Origin of the sequence: Massilia sp. Bi118 (assembly GCF_918697865.1) — a bacterium.
GTDB lineage: Bacteria > Pseudomonadota > Gammaproteobacteria > Burkholderiales > Burkholderiaceae_D > Telluria.
In genome coordinates this window covers 119,547-135,235 of the sequence record NZ_CAKKMV010000001.1, presented here as the reverse complement: position 1 = coordinate 135,235, position 15,689 = coordinate 119,547, and the positions used below count along the sequence as shown (strand labels likewise).

15 protein-coding genes and 2 tRNA genes are annotated in these 15,689 nt (G+C 64.5%); 8 read left to right on the top strand and 9 right to left on the bottom strand.

Features of this window, described 5'->3' with window-relative positions; genetic code table 11:
• Positions 1-33 precede the first annotated feature (33 nt).
• Both LQV39_RS00635 and LQV39_RS00630 read right to left on the bottom strand, forming a co-directional pair.
• Positions 34-1,137: a carbonic anhydrase gene (locus tag LQV39_RS00635; RefSeq protein ID WP_230019696.1), complete on the bottom strand. Its 1,104-nt coding sequence runs from the start codon at positions 1,135-1,137 to the stop codon at positions 34-36.
• A gap of 147 nt (positions 1,138-1,284) precedes the next feature.
• Positions 1,285-1,929: a VTT domain-containing protein gene (locus LQV39_RS00630; RefSeq protein WP_230019695.1), complete on the bottom strand. Its 645-nt coding sequence runs from the start codon at positions 1,927-1,929 to the stop codon at positions 1,285-1,287.
• Between the two features lie 133 nt (positions 1,930-2,062).
• Here LQV39_RS00630 and LQV39_RS00625 point away from each other — a divergent pair, with 133 nt between their 5' ends.
• From LQV39_RS00625 to LQV39_RS00605, 5 genes are all read left to right on the top strand, one after another.
• Positions 2,063-2,998 (top strand): peptidylprolyl isomerase, encoded by a 936-nt coding sequence (locus LQV39_RS00625; protein WP_230019694.1) that lies wholly within the window; start codon positions 2,063-2,065, stop codon positions 2,996-2,998.
• Between the two features lie 248 nt (positions 2,999-3,246).
• Positions 3,247-5,211 (top strand): DNA mismatch repair endonuclease MutL, encoded by a 1,965-nt coding sequence (gene mutL, locus LQV39_RS00620; RefSeq protein ID WP_230019693.1) that lies wholly within the window; start codon positions 3,247-3,249, stop codon positions 5,209-5,211.
• Positions 5,212-5,245: 34 nt separating this feature from the next.
• A complete protein-coding gene (gene miaA, locus LQV39_RS00615; RefSeq protein WP_230019692.1) occupies positions 5,246-6,184 on the top strand; it encodes a tRNA (adenosine(37)-N6)-dimethylallyltransferase MiaA in 939 nt (312 codons plus the stop codon).
• A 43-nt stretch (positions 6,185-6,227) separates the two neighbouring features.
• A tRNA-Met gene (locus LQV39_RS00610) sits at positions 6,228-6,304 on the top strand.
• 62 nt (positions 6,305-6,366) lie between these two features.
• A tRNA-Met gene (locus LQV39_RS00605) sits at positions 6,367-6,443 on the top strand.
• Positions 6,444-6,523: 80 nt separating this feature from the next.
• On the opposite strand, the gene LQV39_RS00600 is transcribed toward LQV39_RS00605, so the two are convergent.
• Entirely contained in the window at positions 6,524-7,015 is a 492-nt protein-coding gene (locus LQV39_RS00600) for a hypothetical protein (protein WP_230019691.1), read from the bottom strand.
• A 242-nt stretch (positions 7,016-7,257) separates the two neighbouring features.
• On the opposite strand from LQV39_RS00600, the gene LQV39_RS00595 reads away from it, so the two are divergent.
• Positions 7,258-7,878, top strand: a complete 621-nt coding sequence (locus LQV39_RS00595; RefSeq protein ID WP_230019690.1) for a hypothetical protein — start codon at positions 7,258-7,260, stop codon at positions 7,876-7,878.
• A gap of 12 nt (positions 7,879-7,890) precedes the next feature.
• Entirely contained in the window at positions 7,891-8,226 is a 336-nt protein-coding gene (locus LQV39_RS00590; protein ID WP_230019689.1) for a DUF2004 domain-containing protein, read from the top strand.
• Here the strand turns inward: LQV39_RS00590 and LQV39_RS00585 are convergent.
• On the bottom strand, positions 8,223-9,131 hold the full coding sequence (locus LQV39_RS00585) for a LysR substrate-binding domain-containing protein (protein ID WP_230019688.1): 909 nt from the start codon (positions 9,129-9,131) through the stop codon (positions 8,223-8,225). The genes LQV39_RS00590 and LQV39_RS00585 overlap by 4 nt on opposite strands.
• Positions 9,132-9,235: 104 nt before the next feature.
• On the opposite strand from LQV39_RS00585, the gene LQV39_RS00580 reads away from it, so the two are divergent.
• Complete coding sequence (locus tag LQV39_RS00580; RefSeq protein WP_230019687.1) at positions 9,236-10,402, top strand: mandelate racemase/muconate lactonizing enzyme family protein; 1,167 nt, start codon at positions 9,236-9,238, stop codon at positions 10,400-10,402.
• 4 nt (positions 10,403-10,406) lie between these two features.
• Here LQV39_RS00580 and LQV39_RS00575 read toward each other — a convergent pair whose 3' ends face one another.
• From LQV39_RS00575 to LQV39_RS00555, 5 genes are all read right to left on the bottom strand, one after another.
• Positions 10,407-10,724, bottom strand: a complete 318-nt coding sequence (locus tag LQV39_RS00575; protein WP_230019686.1) for a putative signal transducing protein — start codon at positions 10,722-10,724, stop codon at positions 10,407-10,409.
• Between the two features lie 80 nt (positions 10,725-10,804).
• The gene (locus LQV39_RS00570) at positions 10,805-12,091 is read right to left on the bottom strand and encodes a DUF445 domain-containing protein (RefSeq protein ID WP_230019685.1); all 1,287 of its coding nucleotides are present in this window, start codon (positions 12,089-12,091) and stop codon (positions 10,805-10,807) included.
• A 19-nt stretch (positions 12,092-12,110) separates the two neighbouring features.
• The gene (locus LQV39_RS00565; RefSeq protein ID WP_230019684.1) at positions 12,111-13,262 is read right to left on the bottom strand and encodes a CaiB/BaiF CoA-transferase family protein; all 1,152 of its coding nucleotides are present in this window, start codon (positions 13,260-13,262) and stop codon (positions 12,111-12,113) included.
• Positions 13,263-13,275: 13 nt separating this feature from the next.
• Entirely contained in the window at positions 13,276-14,418 is a 1,143-nt protein-coding gene (locus LQV39_RS00560) for an acyl-CoA dehydrogenase family protein (protein ID WP_230019683.1), read from the bottom strand.
• 10 nt (positions 14,419-14,428) lie between these two features.
• Positions 14,429-15,610 carry a lipid-transfer protein gene (locus LQV39_RS00555; RefSeq protein ID WP_230019682.1) on the bottom strand — a complete coding sequence of 394 codons (1,182 nt, stop codon included), beginning with the start codon at positions 15,608-15,610 and terminating at the stop codon, positions 14,429-14,431.
• Between the last annotated feature and the right edge of the window lie 79 nt (positions 15,611-15,689).

The window sequence follows — 15,689 nt, the reverse complement described above, 5'->3', positions numbered from 1 at the left end:
AGCATGGATTCCCGCCTTCGCGGGAATGACGGGTCAGTTCGATTCTTTAACCATCCGCCCAGCCGTCGACTGCACCGGCCTTGCATTCAAGGGATACAACCTCGAAAACAGCGCCATCTGCGCCGGCGACGCCTGGCGCGGCTGCTTGAACACCAGCCACAGCACGCCTTCGGTGCACGGCGGCTCCGTCATCGAACCCATGTAAGTGAAGTACTCGCGCTTCTCGGGCAGCGCATCCATCGGATTGATCACGATGGAAGGCGACACCACCTCGTTCTTCTCCAGCGGCAGATTGTCCCAGACGGTCTGCATCAGGCTGTGCGGCTGGCCGCGCTCGAGCAGCACGGCGACGATCGCGATCTTGCCGTCGTAGCTCTTGTGCACCAGATGCATGACCATCTCGGTGCCCTTGCCGTTGATGCGCTCTTCCGACGGGCGGTGGAAGTGGAACTGCTGCAGTTCATAGGTCTGGTTGCCGACCGTGATGAAATTGCCGCCGCCGACCGTCACCTGGATGGTGTGGCCATTGTTGATCTCGTTGAACGAGGACGGGTGGTAGTCGAAGCCGATCTGCTCGAGATTGACCTTGATGCCGTCGCGCAGGTCGATTGGCGACTGGCGGTTGCCGGTGCCGCACTTGGCCCAGTCGACATTGATCTTCGACCAGTTGGCCGGGCCGAGCTCGCCCTCATAGGACCAGACGGTGCCGTGCTTGGGCGCGGCGGCCAGGATCGCGGCGGCCGCCGCAGCCTTCTCTTCTTCGCGGCGCCTGGCATCCGCGGCCTTCTTCGCGCGCGCGGCCGCAGTGGCGCGCGCCTGCTGGCGTTCGCGCAGCTCGGCGAGGCGCTCGGCGATCTTGGCCGAGAGGGCGACTTCGGCTTCCTGCTCCTTGTCGTCGTCGACCGGCGCGGCTTTCCTGGCGGGCGCTTCCTGGTGGGAAGGCGCAGCGGTCTCTTTCTTGCCCGGCACGGGCTCCTTGGCCGCGTCCCTGGCCATCTGTTCCTTGGTCGGCATCGAGGCCGACGCCGGCTTCGACACGGAGGCCGCGAGTTTGGCTGCCGCGGCGGGGGCAGGATCGTTCGCGCTTGCGCTCAGGACGACGCAGCTGCAAGCGATCAGGGCGATCAGGTTACGCATGGGATTCCAGTAGTGTTGCTGTCCCCTGCTTTATCGGCGCAAACGCCAGTAAACTTGAGTCCGCGCGGCAACTTCGCCCAGGCTTGCCGTAAACGCAAAACGCGCCGGCGATGCGGCGCGTTTTGCAGATGATGCGGAGCAGGTGTTTTAGCGACTCATCATGCGGCGGCCGAACTTGTAGAGACCGCCCAGCGCCAGCGGCACCACGGCCGCGCCGACACCGACCAGCACGATCGCGGTCAGGTGGTCGCGCACAACCGGAATGTTGCCGAAGAAGTAACCAGCAGTCACCAGACCAGCCACCCACAGCACGGCGCCGGTAATGTTAAACATCTGGAAACGGGTATGCGTCATGTCCGACACGCCGGCCACGAAAGGCGCGAAGGTGCGCACCACCGGCACGAAGCGCGCCAGGATGATGGTCTTGCCACCATGTTTTTCGAAGAAGTCGTGGGTGCGCTGCAGTGCATCCTTGTTCAGCCAGCGGTAATCGTGGGTGAAGACGCGGTGGCCGATGGCCCCGCCGATGTAATAGTTCAGCGTATTGCCGGTGACGGCCGCAATAATCAGCAGCAGCATCAGCAGCGGATAACTCATCTCGCCGGTGGCGCAGAAGGCGCCGGCAATGAACAGCAGGGTGTCGCCGGGGAAGAAGAACAGCACCACGAGACCGGTCTCGCAGAACACGATCGCGAACAGGACCGCATAGACGTACACACCGTACTGGGCCAGCAGGGTGCCCAGGGCTTTATCGACATGCAGGAGCATGTCGAAGAGTTGCATCAGATCCATAATCATCCTAAATGGTAGCGCCGAATCATACCATCAGACCGCATCCAGAAAATGGCGGGATCGTCAACTTCATCGGGAGAATTTGCACGTTCCGGATTACAATCCCTCGCACAATAATGACAAGGAGACATAGATGCCCTACCCGAAAGTTCGTATCGCCCTCACCCTGGGCATCGCCGCCCTGCTGGCTTCTCATGCTGGTGCAGCGGAGAAAAAGACTGAGAAAGAGCTGGCGCCCAGACCCAGCGTCGGCGATGTGCTGAAAGGCTCGAAGCCGGGCGACTGGCGCCCGCTGGATCCCGAGAACACCCTGTACCTGGAGCTGCCGAGTGGCCGGGTGGTCATCGAACTGGCGCCTGCGTTTGCGCCCAACCACGCCAAAAACATCAAGGCCCTGGCGCGCGAGCACTACTACGACGGCCTGGCGATCATCCGCTCGCAGGACAATTTCGTGGTCCAGTGGGGCGACCCGCACGAGGACGACGACAAGGTGCGCAAGGTGAAGGACGCGCAGAAGACCCTGCCCGCCGAGTTCACCGTGCCCCTGTCGAATGACAAGCAATTCACGCGCATGCGCGACGCCGACGGCTTCGCGCCGCAGATCGGCCACTCGAACGGCTTCCCGGTCGGACGCGACCCGAAAGCCGGCCAGACCTGGCTGACGCACTGCTACGGCATGGTCGGCGTGGCCCGCGGCAACGAGTCGGACAGCGGCGGCGGCACCAGCCTCTACGTCGTCACCGGCCAGGCCCCGCGCCAGCTGGACCGCAACATCACCGTGGTCGGCCGCGTCGTCGCCGGCATGCCCCTGCTCTCGACCCTGCCGCGCGGCCCCGCCCCGATGGGCTTCTACGACAAACCGGAGCTGCAGGTGCCGATCATGGCGGTGAAGGTCGCAGCCGATGTCCCCGAAGCCGAGCGCGCCCACCTGGAAGTCATGCGCACCGAAAGCGCCACCTACCAGGCAGTCCTGGACGCCCAGCGCAACCGCGGCGGCCCCTGGAACAAGGTCTCGCCCAACTACCTGGACCTCTGCAACGCACAGATACCCGTCCGCGAACAAAAATAATTCGGGGTCAGAGCACTTTTCTCAACAAATTCGGGGTCAGAACACTTTTTCGAACAAGGTTCCTGAAGCACTCTTCCAGCGCATTCTCCTCTGGGGCACAAGGACCGGATTGCGTCTGAAGCACGAATTCGGCTTGCCTGAAAATGTGCTCTGACCCCGATTTATCGACAAAATGTGCTCTGACCCCGAATTATCGAAAAATCGGACAGCCCTGCTTTGCCACCGGGGCGCCGAGCTATAATTTGTGCATGAACGCCCCGGCCCCCACCCACCGCCCCATCCAGCAGCTCCCCGACCAGCTCATCTCGCAGATCGCCGCCGGCGAAGTCGTCGAGCGGCCTTCGGCCGTGGTCAAGGAATTGCTGGAAAACGCGCTCGACGCCGGCGCCACCCAGGTCACGATCCGTCTCGAGGAAGGCGGCGTGAAGCGCATCGCCATCACCGACAACGGCAAGGGCATTCCGCCGGAAGAGCTGCCGCTCGCGCTGGCCCGCCACGCGACCTCGAAGATCGCCTCGCTGACCGACCTCGAAAACGTCAACACGCTCGGCTTCCGCGGCGAAGCGCTGGCCTCGATCGCATCGGTCGCCGCCGTGAGCATCACTTCGCGTACCGCCGATGCGGCCCACGCCTGGGAGATCGTCGGCTCGCACCAGGGCACGGTCTCGCCTTCGTCGGGCGCCTTCGGCACCACGATCGACGTGCAGGACCTGTACTTCAACACGCCGGCGCGCCGCAAGTTCCTGAAGTCGGAGCAGACCGAATATGGCCACTGCGCCGAAGTCGTGCGCCGCATCGCGCTGGCGCGTCCGGACGTCTCGTTCAGCCTGACCCACAACGGCCGCACCATCGACCACTGGAACGTCAGCGAAGCGGCCAAGCGCAGCGCCCAGATCCTCGGCAACGACTTCGCCGAAGCACGGCTGCAGCTCGATGAAAGCGCCGGCCCGCTACGCCTGCAAGGCTATGTCGGCCTGCCGACCGCCTCCAAGGCGCGCGCCGACGGCCAGTTCTTCTACGTGAACGGCCGTTTCGTGCGCGACAAGCTGCTGGTCCACGCCGTCAAGGCCGCCTACGAGGACGTGCTGCACGGCGACCGCTTCCCGTCCTACGTGCTAGCGCTCGAACTCGACCCGGCCATGGTCGACGTCAACGTGCACCCCTCGAAGATCGAAGTGCGCTTCCGCGACAGCCGCGCCGTCCACCAGTTCGTGTTCCACGCGGTGCAGCGCGCGCTGGCCCAGACCTCTGCCACCTCGCACGGCAATGCGCCGGCGCCGGTCAGCGCGGCCGAGATCACGCCCTCGTCCGGCGCGTCCTGGGGCGGCGGCTTCGGGCGCGATTCCGGCGGCGGCGGCGCAAGCCCGGCCTGGCGCCGTCCGCACGAGCAGACCTCGTTCGGCTCGCAACTGTCCTCGACCTATTCGCCCTCGCCCTTCCCGGCCGGCAGCCGCTGGGATGCGCCGTCCAGCGGCGGCTCCGGTGGCGTCGCCCAGCGCACCGAGAGCTATGGCGCGCTGTTCACGGGCCTCAAGGATGCCGATGCGGCGCCGGCCAAGCCTGCATCGTCCGGCTTCGAGATCCCCTTACCGACAACGCAGCCGGCACACGACGACGACTTCCCGCTCGGCTTCGCCCTCGCCCAGCTGCACGGCATCTACATCCTCGCGCAGAACCGCAAGGGCCTGGTGCTGGTCGACATGCACGCGGCCCACGAGCGCATCCTCTACGAGCAGCTGAAGAACGCACTCGACGCCCAGGCCGGCGGCGAGCAGATGCAGGTGCAGCAGATGCTGATCCCGGTGACCTTCTTCGCCGACGCCATCGAGGTCGGCACCGTCGAGGAACACCAGGAGACGCTAAAAGCGCTGGGCTTCGACATCGCCGCCGTCTCGCCGACCACGCTGGCCGTGCGCGCCGTGCCCATCCTGCTGAAGAACGCCGACGCCCAGACGCTGGCGCGCGACGTCCTGCGCGACGTTCGCGAATACGGCGGCTCACGCGTGCTGATCGAGCGCCGCAACGAGCTGCTCGGCACCCTCGCCTGCCACACGGCGGTCCGCGCCAACCGCATCCTGTCGGTGCAGGAGATGAACGCCCTGCTGCGCCAGATGGAAGCGACCGAGCGCGCCGACCAGTGCAACCACGGCCGTCCGACCTGGGTGCAGCTTGAGATCTCAGCATTGGACAAGCTGTTCCTGCGCGGGCAGTAAGCCACATTTATTTATGACTCAGAATCACAAATCGATGGCAGTCGCCATCATGGGCCCGACCGCGTCCGGCAAGACCGCCGCCGCACTCGCCATCGCCAGGCAGATGCCGGTCGAGATCATCTCGGTCGACTCGGCCCTGGTCTACCGCGAGATGGACATCGGCACCGCCAAGCCGACGGCCGAAGAACTGGCCAGCGTGCCGCACCACCTCATCGACATCATCGACCCGATCGAATCCTATTCGGTGATGCAGTTCCGCGAAGACGCGATCCGGCTGGTGGCCGAGATCCAGGCGCGCGGCAAGCTGCCGCTGCTGGTCGGCGGCACGATGATGTACTTTAAAGGCCTCGTCGACGGCCTCGACGACCTGCCGACCGCCGACGCGCTAGTGCGCGCACGCATCGACGAGGAGGCGGCGCGCATCGGCTGGCCGGGCATGCATGCCAAGCTGCGCGAACTCGATCCGGTGACGGCGGAGCGGCTGGCGCCGAACGACGCCCAGCGCATCAACCGCGCGCTCGAGATCATCGAATTGAGCGGCAAGCCGATGTCCGAGCTGCTGTCGCGGCGCGAAAAAACCGAGCTCCCGTTCGAGCTGCTCTCGTTCGCACTGGAGCCCTCGGATCGCGCGGTCCTGCACAAGCGCATCGCGCTGCGCTTCGACCAGATGCTGGGCGAGCGCGACGACCAGGGCATCGTGGCCGAAGTGGCGCGTCTGCGCGCACGCGGGGATCTGCATCTGGGCTTGCCATCGATGCGCTGCGTGGGCTACCGCCAGAGCTGGGAATACCTCGACGGCCTGTATGGCCGCGAGCAGCTGCGCGAAAACGGCACCGTCGCCACACGCCAGCTGGCCAAGCGCCAGCTGACCTGGCTGCGCTCGATGCCGGCGCGGATCGTGGTCGATTGTCTGGCCAAGGATGCAACGGACCAGCTTCTTGGCGCGCTGGACAAGCACATTCGAAGCGCGTAACCTTGACAGTCTTGTGTGCGGACGGCATAATGCCCTCCGCTTTGGTGATATAGCTCAGTTGGTTAGAGCACAGCACTCATAATGCTGGGGTCGGTGGTTCAAGTCCACCTATCACCACCAGATTTCAAGCGAGATGGCTTGGCTTTCACTGGCTAAGCCATTTTGTTTTAGTAGCTGTTTTCGGTGATATAGCTCAGTTGGTTAGAGCACAGCACTCATAATGCTGGGGTCGGTGGTTCAAGTCCACCTATCACCACCAACATGCGTTTTCGCACGCTTGAAAAGCCCGCATAATTCTTAACGAATGTGCGGGCTTTTCGTTTTAGACTTCGCCCTGAATCACACCGGAAGCGGCGTCACCTCTAGTTCCGGCAGAGATTTCGGCTGCAGCTTAAACCCGTGGACCTTTTGCAGTTCCTGCAGTTTTGTTATAGCGATCATGTTCTTGTTGTCCCTCTCGGACCTTCGAGACGCTGCAAGCACGGGAGCAAACGGGCCGAAATACATTTCGGTCCAGTTTCCATCGTTCGTCACATTCAATACCAACAGGATGTCGGCGTTGCCCCGAAATCCGACCTGACTCGCTGCGTAGTTCGTTTTAATCTGAACTTTGCGTCCGTCCTCGCAGACTGCGTCAAATCCGTTCGCGCCTGCGGAGGCCTTTTTCAATTTATAAGCTTGGATAGCTACGAGTTCGCCAAAGTCACCAAGAAGATTGCCTAACCCAGCCCACTTGAACTCCGGCGCAAGCACCTTGAGAGTACGTTGGGCGGCAAATATGCTCGCTAACACATGTTGTATCGCTTCAATCTTCTCTTCTACCGGTTCCATGTCTCGAACTGTGCTGTCTATACCTAGTATTTCGTTGTCTTGCAGTTATTGGGGCGAAAATCCCGAATCGTCCACCCTCTACTGCAACCATGTCGACGGCGAAATGCCGGCTCGCTGTTCAGTATGCCAAGAAAATTGCAAAAATGCATTTGCAGCGGAAGCGTGACTATTCGTGAGTTTCCACATGGAAATTATCTCTACAATGAGGGCTTCGGACTTTGCGATCACGGGTAGACACAACCATGAAACGACGCTTTTTCCTAATCCTCAGCGCCTTTTTCTTCAAGCACCAAGCCATCGCCACACCCCGGCCCCGGCAGTCTAACAAGGCGACCCGCTCCACCTCCTGGCGCACCGCCCGCGCCATGCTGGCCCTGCCCAAGCACCACGACACCTGGGCTCACTACATCCAAAAAGACGAACACGAAACCGAATTCCTCTGGACCGGCGATGGCGAAGCCGTCGAACGCTGGAACGAGCTCTTCGCCGGCAAACACGACATCGGCACCGTGCACGCCACCGTCGAAGGAAAGAAAGAACACTTCTTCCTCGAATACGGCGGCAGCAAGCTCCAGGCCCCGGTAAAGCACGACCGCGACGACGAACTGGTCGTCGTGGTCACCCTGAATCGCCTCGTGAAAGACATCACCGAAATCCGCTTCTGCATCGACTCCTACCACTCCAGCGACCTCGTTTTCCTCGCCCTGCCGCCCGTCGAATGGGCCGCGCTCGAAGCGGAATTCGGCGCGGCGGCAGTCGCCTATCGCTTCATGCCGCTGCCCGATACAATGGCGAAATTCTGGCCGCGCCTGCTAAAAACCTCGGATGAAGCGCACGCGCGGCCCTATCACCAGACCGCCTGAGAGAGCACTTAGATGACCGACCAAGCCGCCGAACTGGCCCGCCGCGAAGCCGCCGCGCGCCAGGCCATCAAGAATGGTTTCAACATGGAAGACGAGGACTCCGGCGCCGCCATGTTCGTCGCCTTCCACCTCGAAGAACTCCCGCCCGTCTACTGGCAGGAGCAGATGGAGACCACCCGCCCCGATCCAGGCGCCGTGCTCGACATCCTCGAACTGCGCGAGCACTGGGGCGAAGACGACGAGCTGGAACACTTCGATTTCACCCTGCCGGGCAAGGTCACCGACTACGTAATCAGCGTGCGCTTCGACGGTAAAGGCAAGGTCGCTGAAATCTCGATGGAGAGCTAAGAAGGCTGGCTGAAATGCTCGGCCAGAAAATCGATAAACGCCCGCGCCCGCGCCGCCTGATTCCGCCGGTTCAGGTAATACACAAACAAATCCGCCGACGGCAGCCGGTACTGCGGCAGCACGATCTGCAGCCGCCCGCTCTCCACATAACGCGCCAGGTCCCACTCCGAGCGCACCAGGATGCCGTGCCCATCGAGCGCCCAGCCCAGCACGATGTCGCCGTCATTGCTCGACAGCGCACCGTGCACCTTCACCGTCTCGCTGTGCTCCTCTCCTTCGCCTGAATAGAAGCGCCACACGCCATGCGCCTCGTCGTTCTGGCGATGCACGATGCAGCGATGCTTGGCCAACTCGGCTAGCGAAGAAGGCAGACCATGCCGCTGCAGATACAAGGGCGACGCACACAGGAAGCGCCGGTTGCTCATCACGCGGCGCGCATTCAGGCGCTTGTCCGGCAGCGCGCCGAAGCGGATCGCCAGGTCGTAGCCGCCATCGACCAGGTCGACCGGACGGTCCGTCACCTCCATCTGCACCTCGACCTGCGGATAGCGCTGCGCGAACGCGGAGACGATGGGCGCGATCGTGGTGCGGCCGAAACCCAGCGTAGCGTTCACGCGCAGGAACCCCTTCAAAGCTGAGCGCCCGCCGGCGACCGCGTCTTCCATCTCCCGGATCGACGCCAGGATGCGCGTCGCATGCAGCAGGTAGGTCTCGCCTTCGCTGGTCAGGCTGATGCGGCGCGTGGTGCGGTTCACCAGGCGCACGCCCAATCGCGCTTCCAGCTGGGCCAGGCGCTTGGTGGCCGCCGGCGGCGTCAGGTCGAGGGCGCGGGCGGCCGCGGCCAGGCTGCCGTGGCGGGCCACCAGCACGAAGAATTCCATGTCTGCCGTATGGTCGGGCCTCATCCGCTATTCACCTCAGGTTAATAATCAATTCGATGCCGGAAAATTATAGACGGCCCGGCACGAACTAAGCTGACGGCTCCAGAGAACCACACAGGCAAGCCATCATGAGAATCGTCGAGATCCGCGAACAGACCCTCCCCATCAGCTCTTCCATCCGCAACGCCTATATCGACTTCAGCAAGATGACGCTGAGCCTCGTGGCCGTGATCACGGACGTGATCCGCGACGGCAAGCCGGTGGTCGGCTATGGCTTCAATTCGAATGGCCGCTACGGCCAGGGCAAGCTGATGCGCGAGCGCTTCATCCCGCGCATCCTGGAAGCCGAACCAAGCACCCTGGTCAACGACAAGGGCGACAACCTCGATCCACACCGCATCTGGGATGCGATGTTCACCAACGAGAAGCCGGGCGGCCACGGCGAGCGCTCGGTGGCGATCGGCACCATCGACATGGCGGTGTGGGATGCGGTCGCCAAGATCGAGGGCAAGCCGCTGTTCCAGCTGCTGGCCGACCGTTACGGCAACGCTAAGGCCGACCGCAAGGTCTTCGTGTACGCGGCCGGCGGCTACTATCACCCGGGCCAGGACCATGAAAAGCTGAAGGACGAGATGCGCAGCTACATCGACCGCGGCTACACGGTCGTCAAGAAGAAGATCGGCGGCGCCTCGCTGGACGAGGACCTGCGCCGCATCGACTCCATCCTGTCGGTGCTGCAGGATGGCCAGAAGCTGGCGGTGGACGCCAACGGCCGCTTCGATCTCGATACCGCGATCCGGTATGCCAAGGCGCTGTCGCAGTACGATCTGTTCTGGTACGAAGAAGCCGGCGACCCGCTCGACTTCGAGCTGCAGGCCACCCTGCGCAATTACTACGACAAGCCGATGGCGACCGGCGAGAACCTGTTCTCGATGCAGGATGCGCGCAACCTGATCCGCTACGGCGGCATGCGCCCGGACCGCGACTGGCTGCAATTCGACTGCGCGCTGTCGTACGGCCTGGTCGAGTACCTGCGCACGCTGGACATGCTGCACCAGCACGGCTGGTCGCGCAGCCGCTGCATTCCGCATGGCGGCCACCAGATGTCGTTGAACATCGCGGCTGGCCTGGGCCTGGGCGGCAACGAGTCCTATCCGGACCTGTTCCAGCCTTTCGGTGGCTTCCCGGATGGCGTGAAGGTGGAGAACGGCTATGTGACGATGCCGGACCTGCCGGGCATCGGCTTCGAGGGCAAGGCCGACCTGTATCGCGAGATGCAGAAGCTGTCGAGCTGAATCCTTAGGCCTCGCCGACGTCGGCGTCTTCGCTCAGGGCGAATTCGCCGCGCTGGAAGGCCTCCAGCACGGCCTGGGCCTGGACCAGATGCGCTTCGGGCACCAGTATGCGCACGCCGCCGAGGGCCGGCGCCAGCAGCAGGTCGGTCTGCATCAGGTGGGCGTCGGCCAGCACCGCCGGGATGCCGGACGCCACCAGGCAGCCTTGCACCAGGCTGGCTTCCATCGGAATCAGGTAGCGGGCGACCTCGAACAGGTCGCGCCCGGGCATGAGCGCCGTTTCGGGCGCCCCGGCCAGCAAGGCATGCGATGCGTGTGTCATGACATCCTCCTGTAGCTCATCTTACACCCGCCCCAGGCTCTGATCCAGCCGAATACGGGTCGCGGCGACAACGATACCGATTAAAGGAAAGGCAGCGTGGACAGGCAGTACAAGACCACGCCGATCAAGCCGCCAACCACGGTGCCGTTGATCCGGATGTACTGCAGGTCTTTGCCGATATTCAGTTCGATCTGCTCCGACATCTCGCGGCTGTCCCAGTTCTTGACGGTGTCGGCGATGTGGCTGGTCAGGAAGCCCGCGAACTCGGGCGCCGCGCCGCGCGCCGCCAGTTCCAGGTTCTCGTTGAGCGAGGCGCGCAAAGCGGGATCCTCGGCCAGCATGCGCCCGACCCAGGCGCCTGTCGCTTCCAGGCGCCGGCGCAGGGTCGAGTCCTCCTTGTCGAGATCGGCCTTGATCCAGCCTTTCAAATCGTTCCACAGCGAGCCGAGGTAGCCGTTCAGGGTCGCGTCGCCGATCAGGTAGCGCTTGATGTCCTCGCCCTTTTCCAGAAAGGCCGGGTCAAGCTGCAGGCGCGCGATGAAGTCGAAGGTAGAAGCGTCGAAGCGCTGGCGCAGCGGATGTTGCGGGTCTTCGCTGACGCGCTTGAGGATGCCGGCGGCCAGCTTGACGGTCAGGTCGGCGCCCTTGCGGCCGATGAGCTCCGAGGGCAGCATCTTCTCCATGAAGGCGTATTCCTCGCGCAGCCATTCGACGATGCCCTGGGCGATGAAGGCCTGGGTTTCCTCGTTGTCCAGCAGCTTCGCCAGCTGATGGATGCCTTCGTCGAGCAGTTGCTGATGGCGGCCGTCGCGCGTCACGCTTTCCAGGATGGTGCCGGCGGTCCTGGACAGGTCGATGCCCTGGATCATGCCGTGCACGGCGCGGCGCACGAAGTTCTGCACGGCGGCGTCTTCGATGAAGTCGAGCGCCCAACCGGCGGTCTTGACCAGGTAGCGGCCCAGCTGCCGGGTGTTCTCGGGCTGCGTGAGCCAGCCGGCCACCTTTTGCGCCGGGTCGTGGCGCTGGATCAGGCGCACGATGGAGTCCGTGTCGAGGAATTTCTCGTGCACGAAGGCGGCCAGGTTATCGGCGATGCGGTGCTTGTTGGCGGGGATGATCTCGGTGTGGCGCGAGACGACCGGAATCGGGATGCGCCGGAACAGCGCGGCGACCGCGAACCAGTCGGCCAGCGCGCCCACCATCGCAGCCTCGGCGAAGGCCTTCAGCAGGCCGGTCCACCAGGTCGGCGGCAGGAAAAGCGAAACCACGAACAGCAGGGCCGCGCCGGCGAAGAAGGACAGCGCCAGCCGTTTCGACTGGCGCAGTTCGGCTTGCTTATCGAGTTTCCTGGATATGGCTGGGTTCACCGCGCCATCTTAGACCAGCCTAGACGACGCCGGCGCGCCGCAGCGCCTCCACGCTGGCCGCGCTCCAGCCCCAATCTGCCAGCACCGCCGCGCCGTCCTGGCCGGGACTGGAGGGCCGCGCGCCGATTTCCGGCTCGGTGCGCGAGAAGCGCGGCGCCGGCGCCGGCTGGGTCACGCCGTCGCGTTCGACGAAGGTGCCGCGCGCCGCATTGTGCGGATGGCGCGGCGCTTCCGCCATGTCGAGCACGGGGGCGAAGCAGACGTCGGTCCCCTCCAGCAGCGCCGACCATTCGGCGCGGCTGCGGGTGGCGAACAACGCGGCGAACTTGCGCTTGAGTTCCGGCCAGTCGGCCTGGCGCCACTGCTTGCCGAATTGCGGATCCTCGACGCCGGCCAGCGCCAGCAGCTGGGCATAGAACTGCGGCTCGATCGCGCCGATGGAGATGAACTTGCCGTCCGCGCAGGCGTAGCAGTCGTAGAAAGGGGCGCCGCCGTCGAGCAGGTTGGCTTCCCGCTCCCCCTTCCAGGAACCGAAGGCGCGCAGGCCGTACATCATCGCGCCCAGCAGCGCGGCGCCGTCCGTCATGGCGGCATCGACCACCTGGCCCTTGCCCGAGTTCTTCGCCTCCAATACGGCGCAGACCACGCCAAAGGCCAGCATCATGGCGCCGCCGCCGAAGTCGCCGACCAGGTTCAATGGCGGCGCCGGCGGGCCGTCCGCGCGCCCCATCGCATGCAGCATGCCGGACAGCGCCACGTAGTTGAGGTCATGCCCGGCCGCCTGCGACAGCGGCCCGCTCTGGCCCCAGCCGGTCACGCGGCCGTAGACCAGGCGCGGGTTACGGTCCAGGCAGGAGTCGGGGCCGAGCCCGAGACGCTCCATCACGCCGGGCCGGAAGCCTTCGACCAGCACGTCAGCCTTGGCCACCAGGTCGAGCAGCAGCTGGCGCGCGCGCGGATCCTTCAGGTCCAGCGCCAGCGAGCGGCGCCCGCGCGCCATCACGTCGAACTTCGTGCCCAGGATTGGATACGGGTTCGGCGCATTGGGGTCGGGCTTGCGATCGATGCGGATCACGTCCGCGCCCATATCGGCCAGCATCATCGCCGCGAAGGGGCATGGGCCGATGCCGACCATTTCGATTACCTTCAGTCCGGATAAAGGTCCAGGCATTCGATTCCTCCGATTACAACGAACGGGCGATGATCTCTTTCATGATCTCGTTGGCGCCGCCGTAGATGCGCTGTACGCGGGCGTCGACATACATCTGCGCGATCGGGTACTCCAGCATGTAGCCGTAGCCGCCGAACAGCTGCACGCACTGGTCGACGATCTTGCATTGCAGGTCGGTGATCCAGTACTTGGCCATCGAGGCCTGCACCGTGTCCATGCGGCCGGCAATCAAATCCTCGATGCAGCGGTCGACGAACACGCGCGCCACAAACGCCTCGGTCTTCGCCTCGGCCAGCACGAAGCGGGTGTTCTGCATGTCGATCAGGGCCTGGCCGAAGGCCTTGCGCTCCTTGGTATGCTCGACGGTCAGCCGGATGGCGCGCTCGATCGAAGCCACGCCGCACACGCCGACGATGGTGCGCTCGTAAGGCAGCTCGGTCATCAGCTGGGCAAAGCCCCTGCCCTCCTCCCCGCCCAGCACGTTCGCCAGCGGCACGTGGACGTCGTCGAAGAACAGCTCGCAGGTGTCCTGGCCCTTCTGCCCGACCTTTTCCAGGATGCGGCCGACGCGGAATCCTGGATTGTCCCGCGTCTCGACCAGCATCAGTGAGATGCCTTTCGAACCGCCCGCCGGATCGGTCTTGGCCACCACCAGGATCAGGTCGGCCATGTAGCCGTTCGAAATGAAAGTCTTGGAGCCGTTCAGGCGGTAGCCGTCACCGCTCCGGATGGCCGTGCTGCGGATGCCTTTCAGGTCGGAGCCGGCGCCCGGTTCCGACATGGCGATCGCGGCGATCGTCTCGCCGCTGCCCAGCTTCGGCAGGTAGCGCCGCTTCTGCTCTTCGGTGCCCTGGTTCAGCAGGTAGTGAGCGACGATGGCGTGCACGTGCAGGCCGAAGGCGGTGTCGCCGGCGTAGCACAGCTCCTCGAACACCACGCACTGGTGGGCGAAGCTGCCGCCCGAGCCGCCGTATTCTTCGGGGATGTCGGCCAGCAGGAGGCCCATTTCGCCGGCCTTGCTCCAGACGGCGCGGTCGACGTGCTGCTGCTCGCGCCAGCGCTGCTGGTGCGGGACGACCTCATGGTCGACGAAGCGGCGCACGGCGTCGCGGAAACCTTCGAGCTCGGCGTCCATCCAGGGAGAGACGTAGTCCATGCTTCTCTCCTTATGCGCGGTACATGGTGACGACGCAGGCGCCGCCCAGGCCCAGGTTGTGCTGCAGGGCGACCCGCGCGCCCTCGACCTGGCGTGCGCCGGCGCTGCCGCGCAGCTGGTTGGTCAGCTCGAAGCACTGCGCCAGGCCGGTGGCGCCCAGCGGGTGGCCCTTCGACAGCAGGCCGCCGGACGGGTTGGTCACGACCTGGCCGCCGTAGGTGTTGTCGCCTTCGCTGATGAACTTGTCGGCGCCGCCCTCCGGGCACAGGCCCAGGGCCTCGTAGGTGATCAGTTCATTGTGGGCGAAGCAGTCGTGCAGCTCGACCACGTCGAGGTCTTCCGGGCCGACGCCGGCCTGGGCATAGACCTTGTTTGCCGCTTCCCTGCTCATGTCGTAGCCGACCAGGCGCATCATGTCGTCCGCATCGAAGGTGCTCGGGCGGTCGGTGGTCATCGCCTGGGCGGCGATGTGGACGTCGGCGCGCAGGTTGTGCTTCTTCGCGAAGCTTTCGGAGACCAGCACCGCGGCGGCGGCGCCGCAGGTCGGCGGGCAGGCCATCAGGCGGGTCATCACGCCGGGCCAGATCGCGGGCGCGTCCAGCACGTCCTGTTCCGTCACCTCCTTGCGGAACAGGGCCAGCGGGTTGTTGACCGCATGGCGGCTGGCCTTGGCGCGGATGCGGGCGAAGGCGTTCAGCGGCGTGCCGTACTTTTCCATGTGGGCCAGACCGGCGCCGCCGAAGTAGCGCAGCGCCAGCGGGATGTCGGCCTGGCCGACCAGGCGGTCGGTGACGGCGTCGAAATCGTCGAAGGGCGCGGGACGGTCGTTGAAGACCGAGGCCAGGGCGCCGGGACTCATCTGCTCGAAGCCCAGCACCAGCACGCAGTCCGCCGCCCCGCTCTGCACGGCCTGGCGCGCCAGGTAGAGCGCCGTCGAACCGGTCGAGCAGTTGTTGTTGACGTTGACGATGGGGATGCCGGTCATGCCGACGCCGTACAGCGCCTTCTGGCCGCAGGTCGAATCGCCATACACATAGCCGACATAGGCCTGCTCGACGCTGTCGTAGGCGATGCCGGCATCAATCAGCGCGGCGCGCACGGCCAGCGCGCCCATCTCGTGGTAAGGCGCGCTGGCGCCCGGCTTGGCGAAGGGGATCATGCCCACGCCTGTGACGAATACTTTCTGGCTCATCGCTGTCTCCTCAGGTTTTTTCTAGGTCACTCGACGGTGTCTGGACAATTATAGGTCAACTGTACTAGTCGATAAAGTA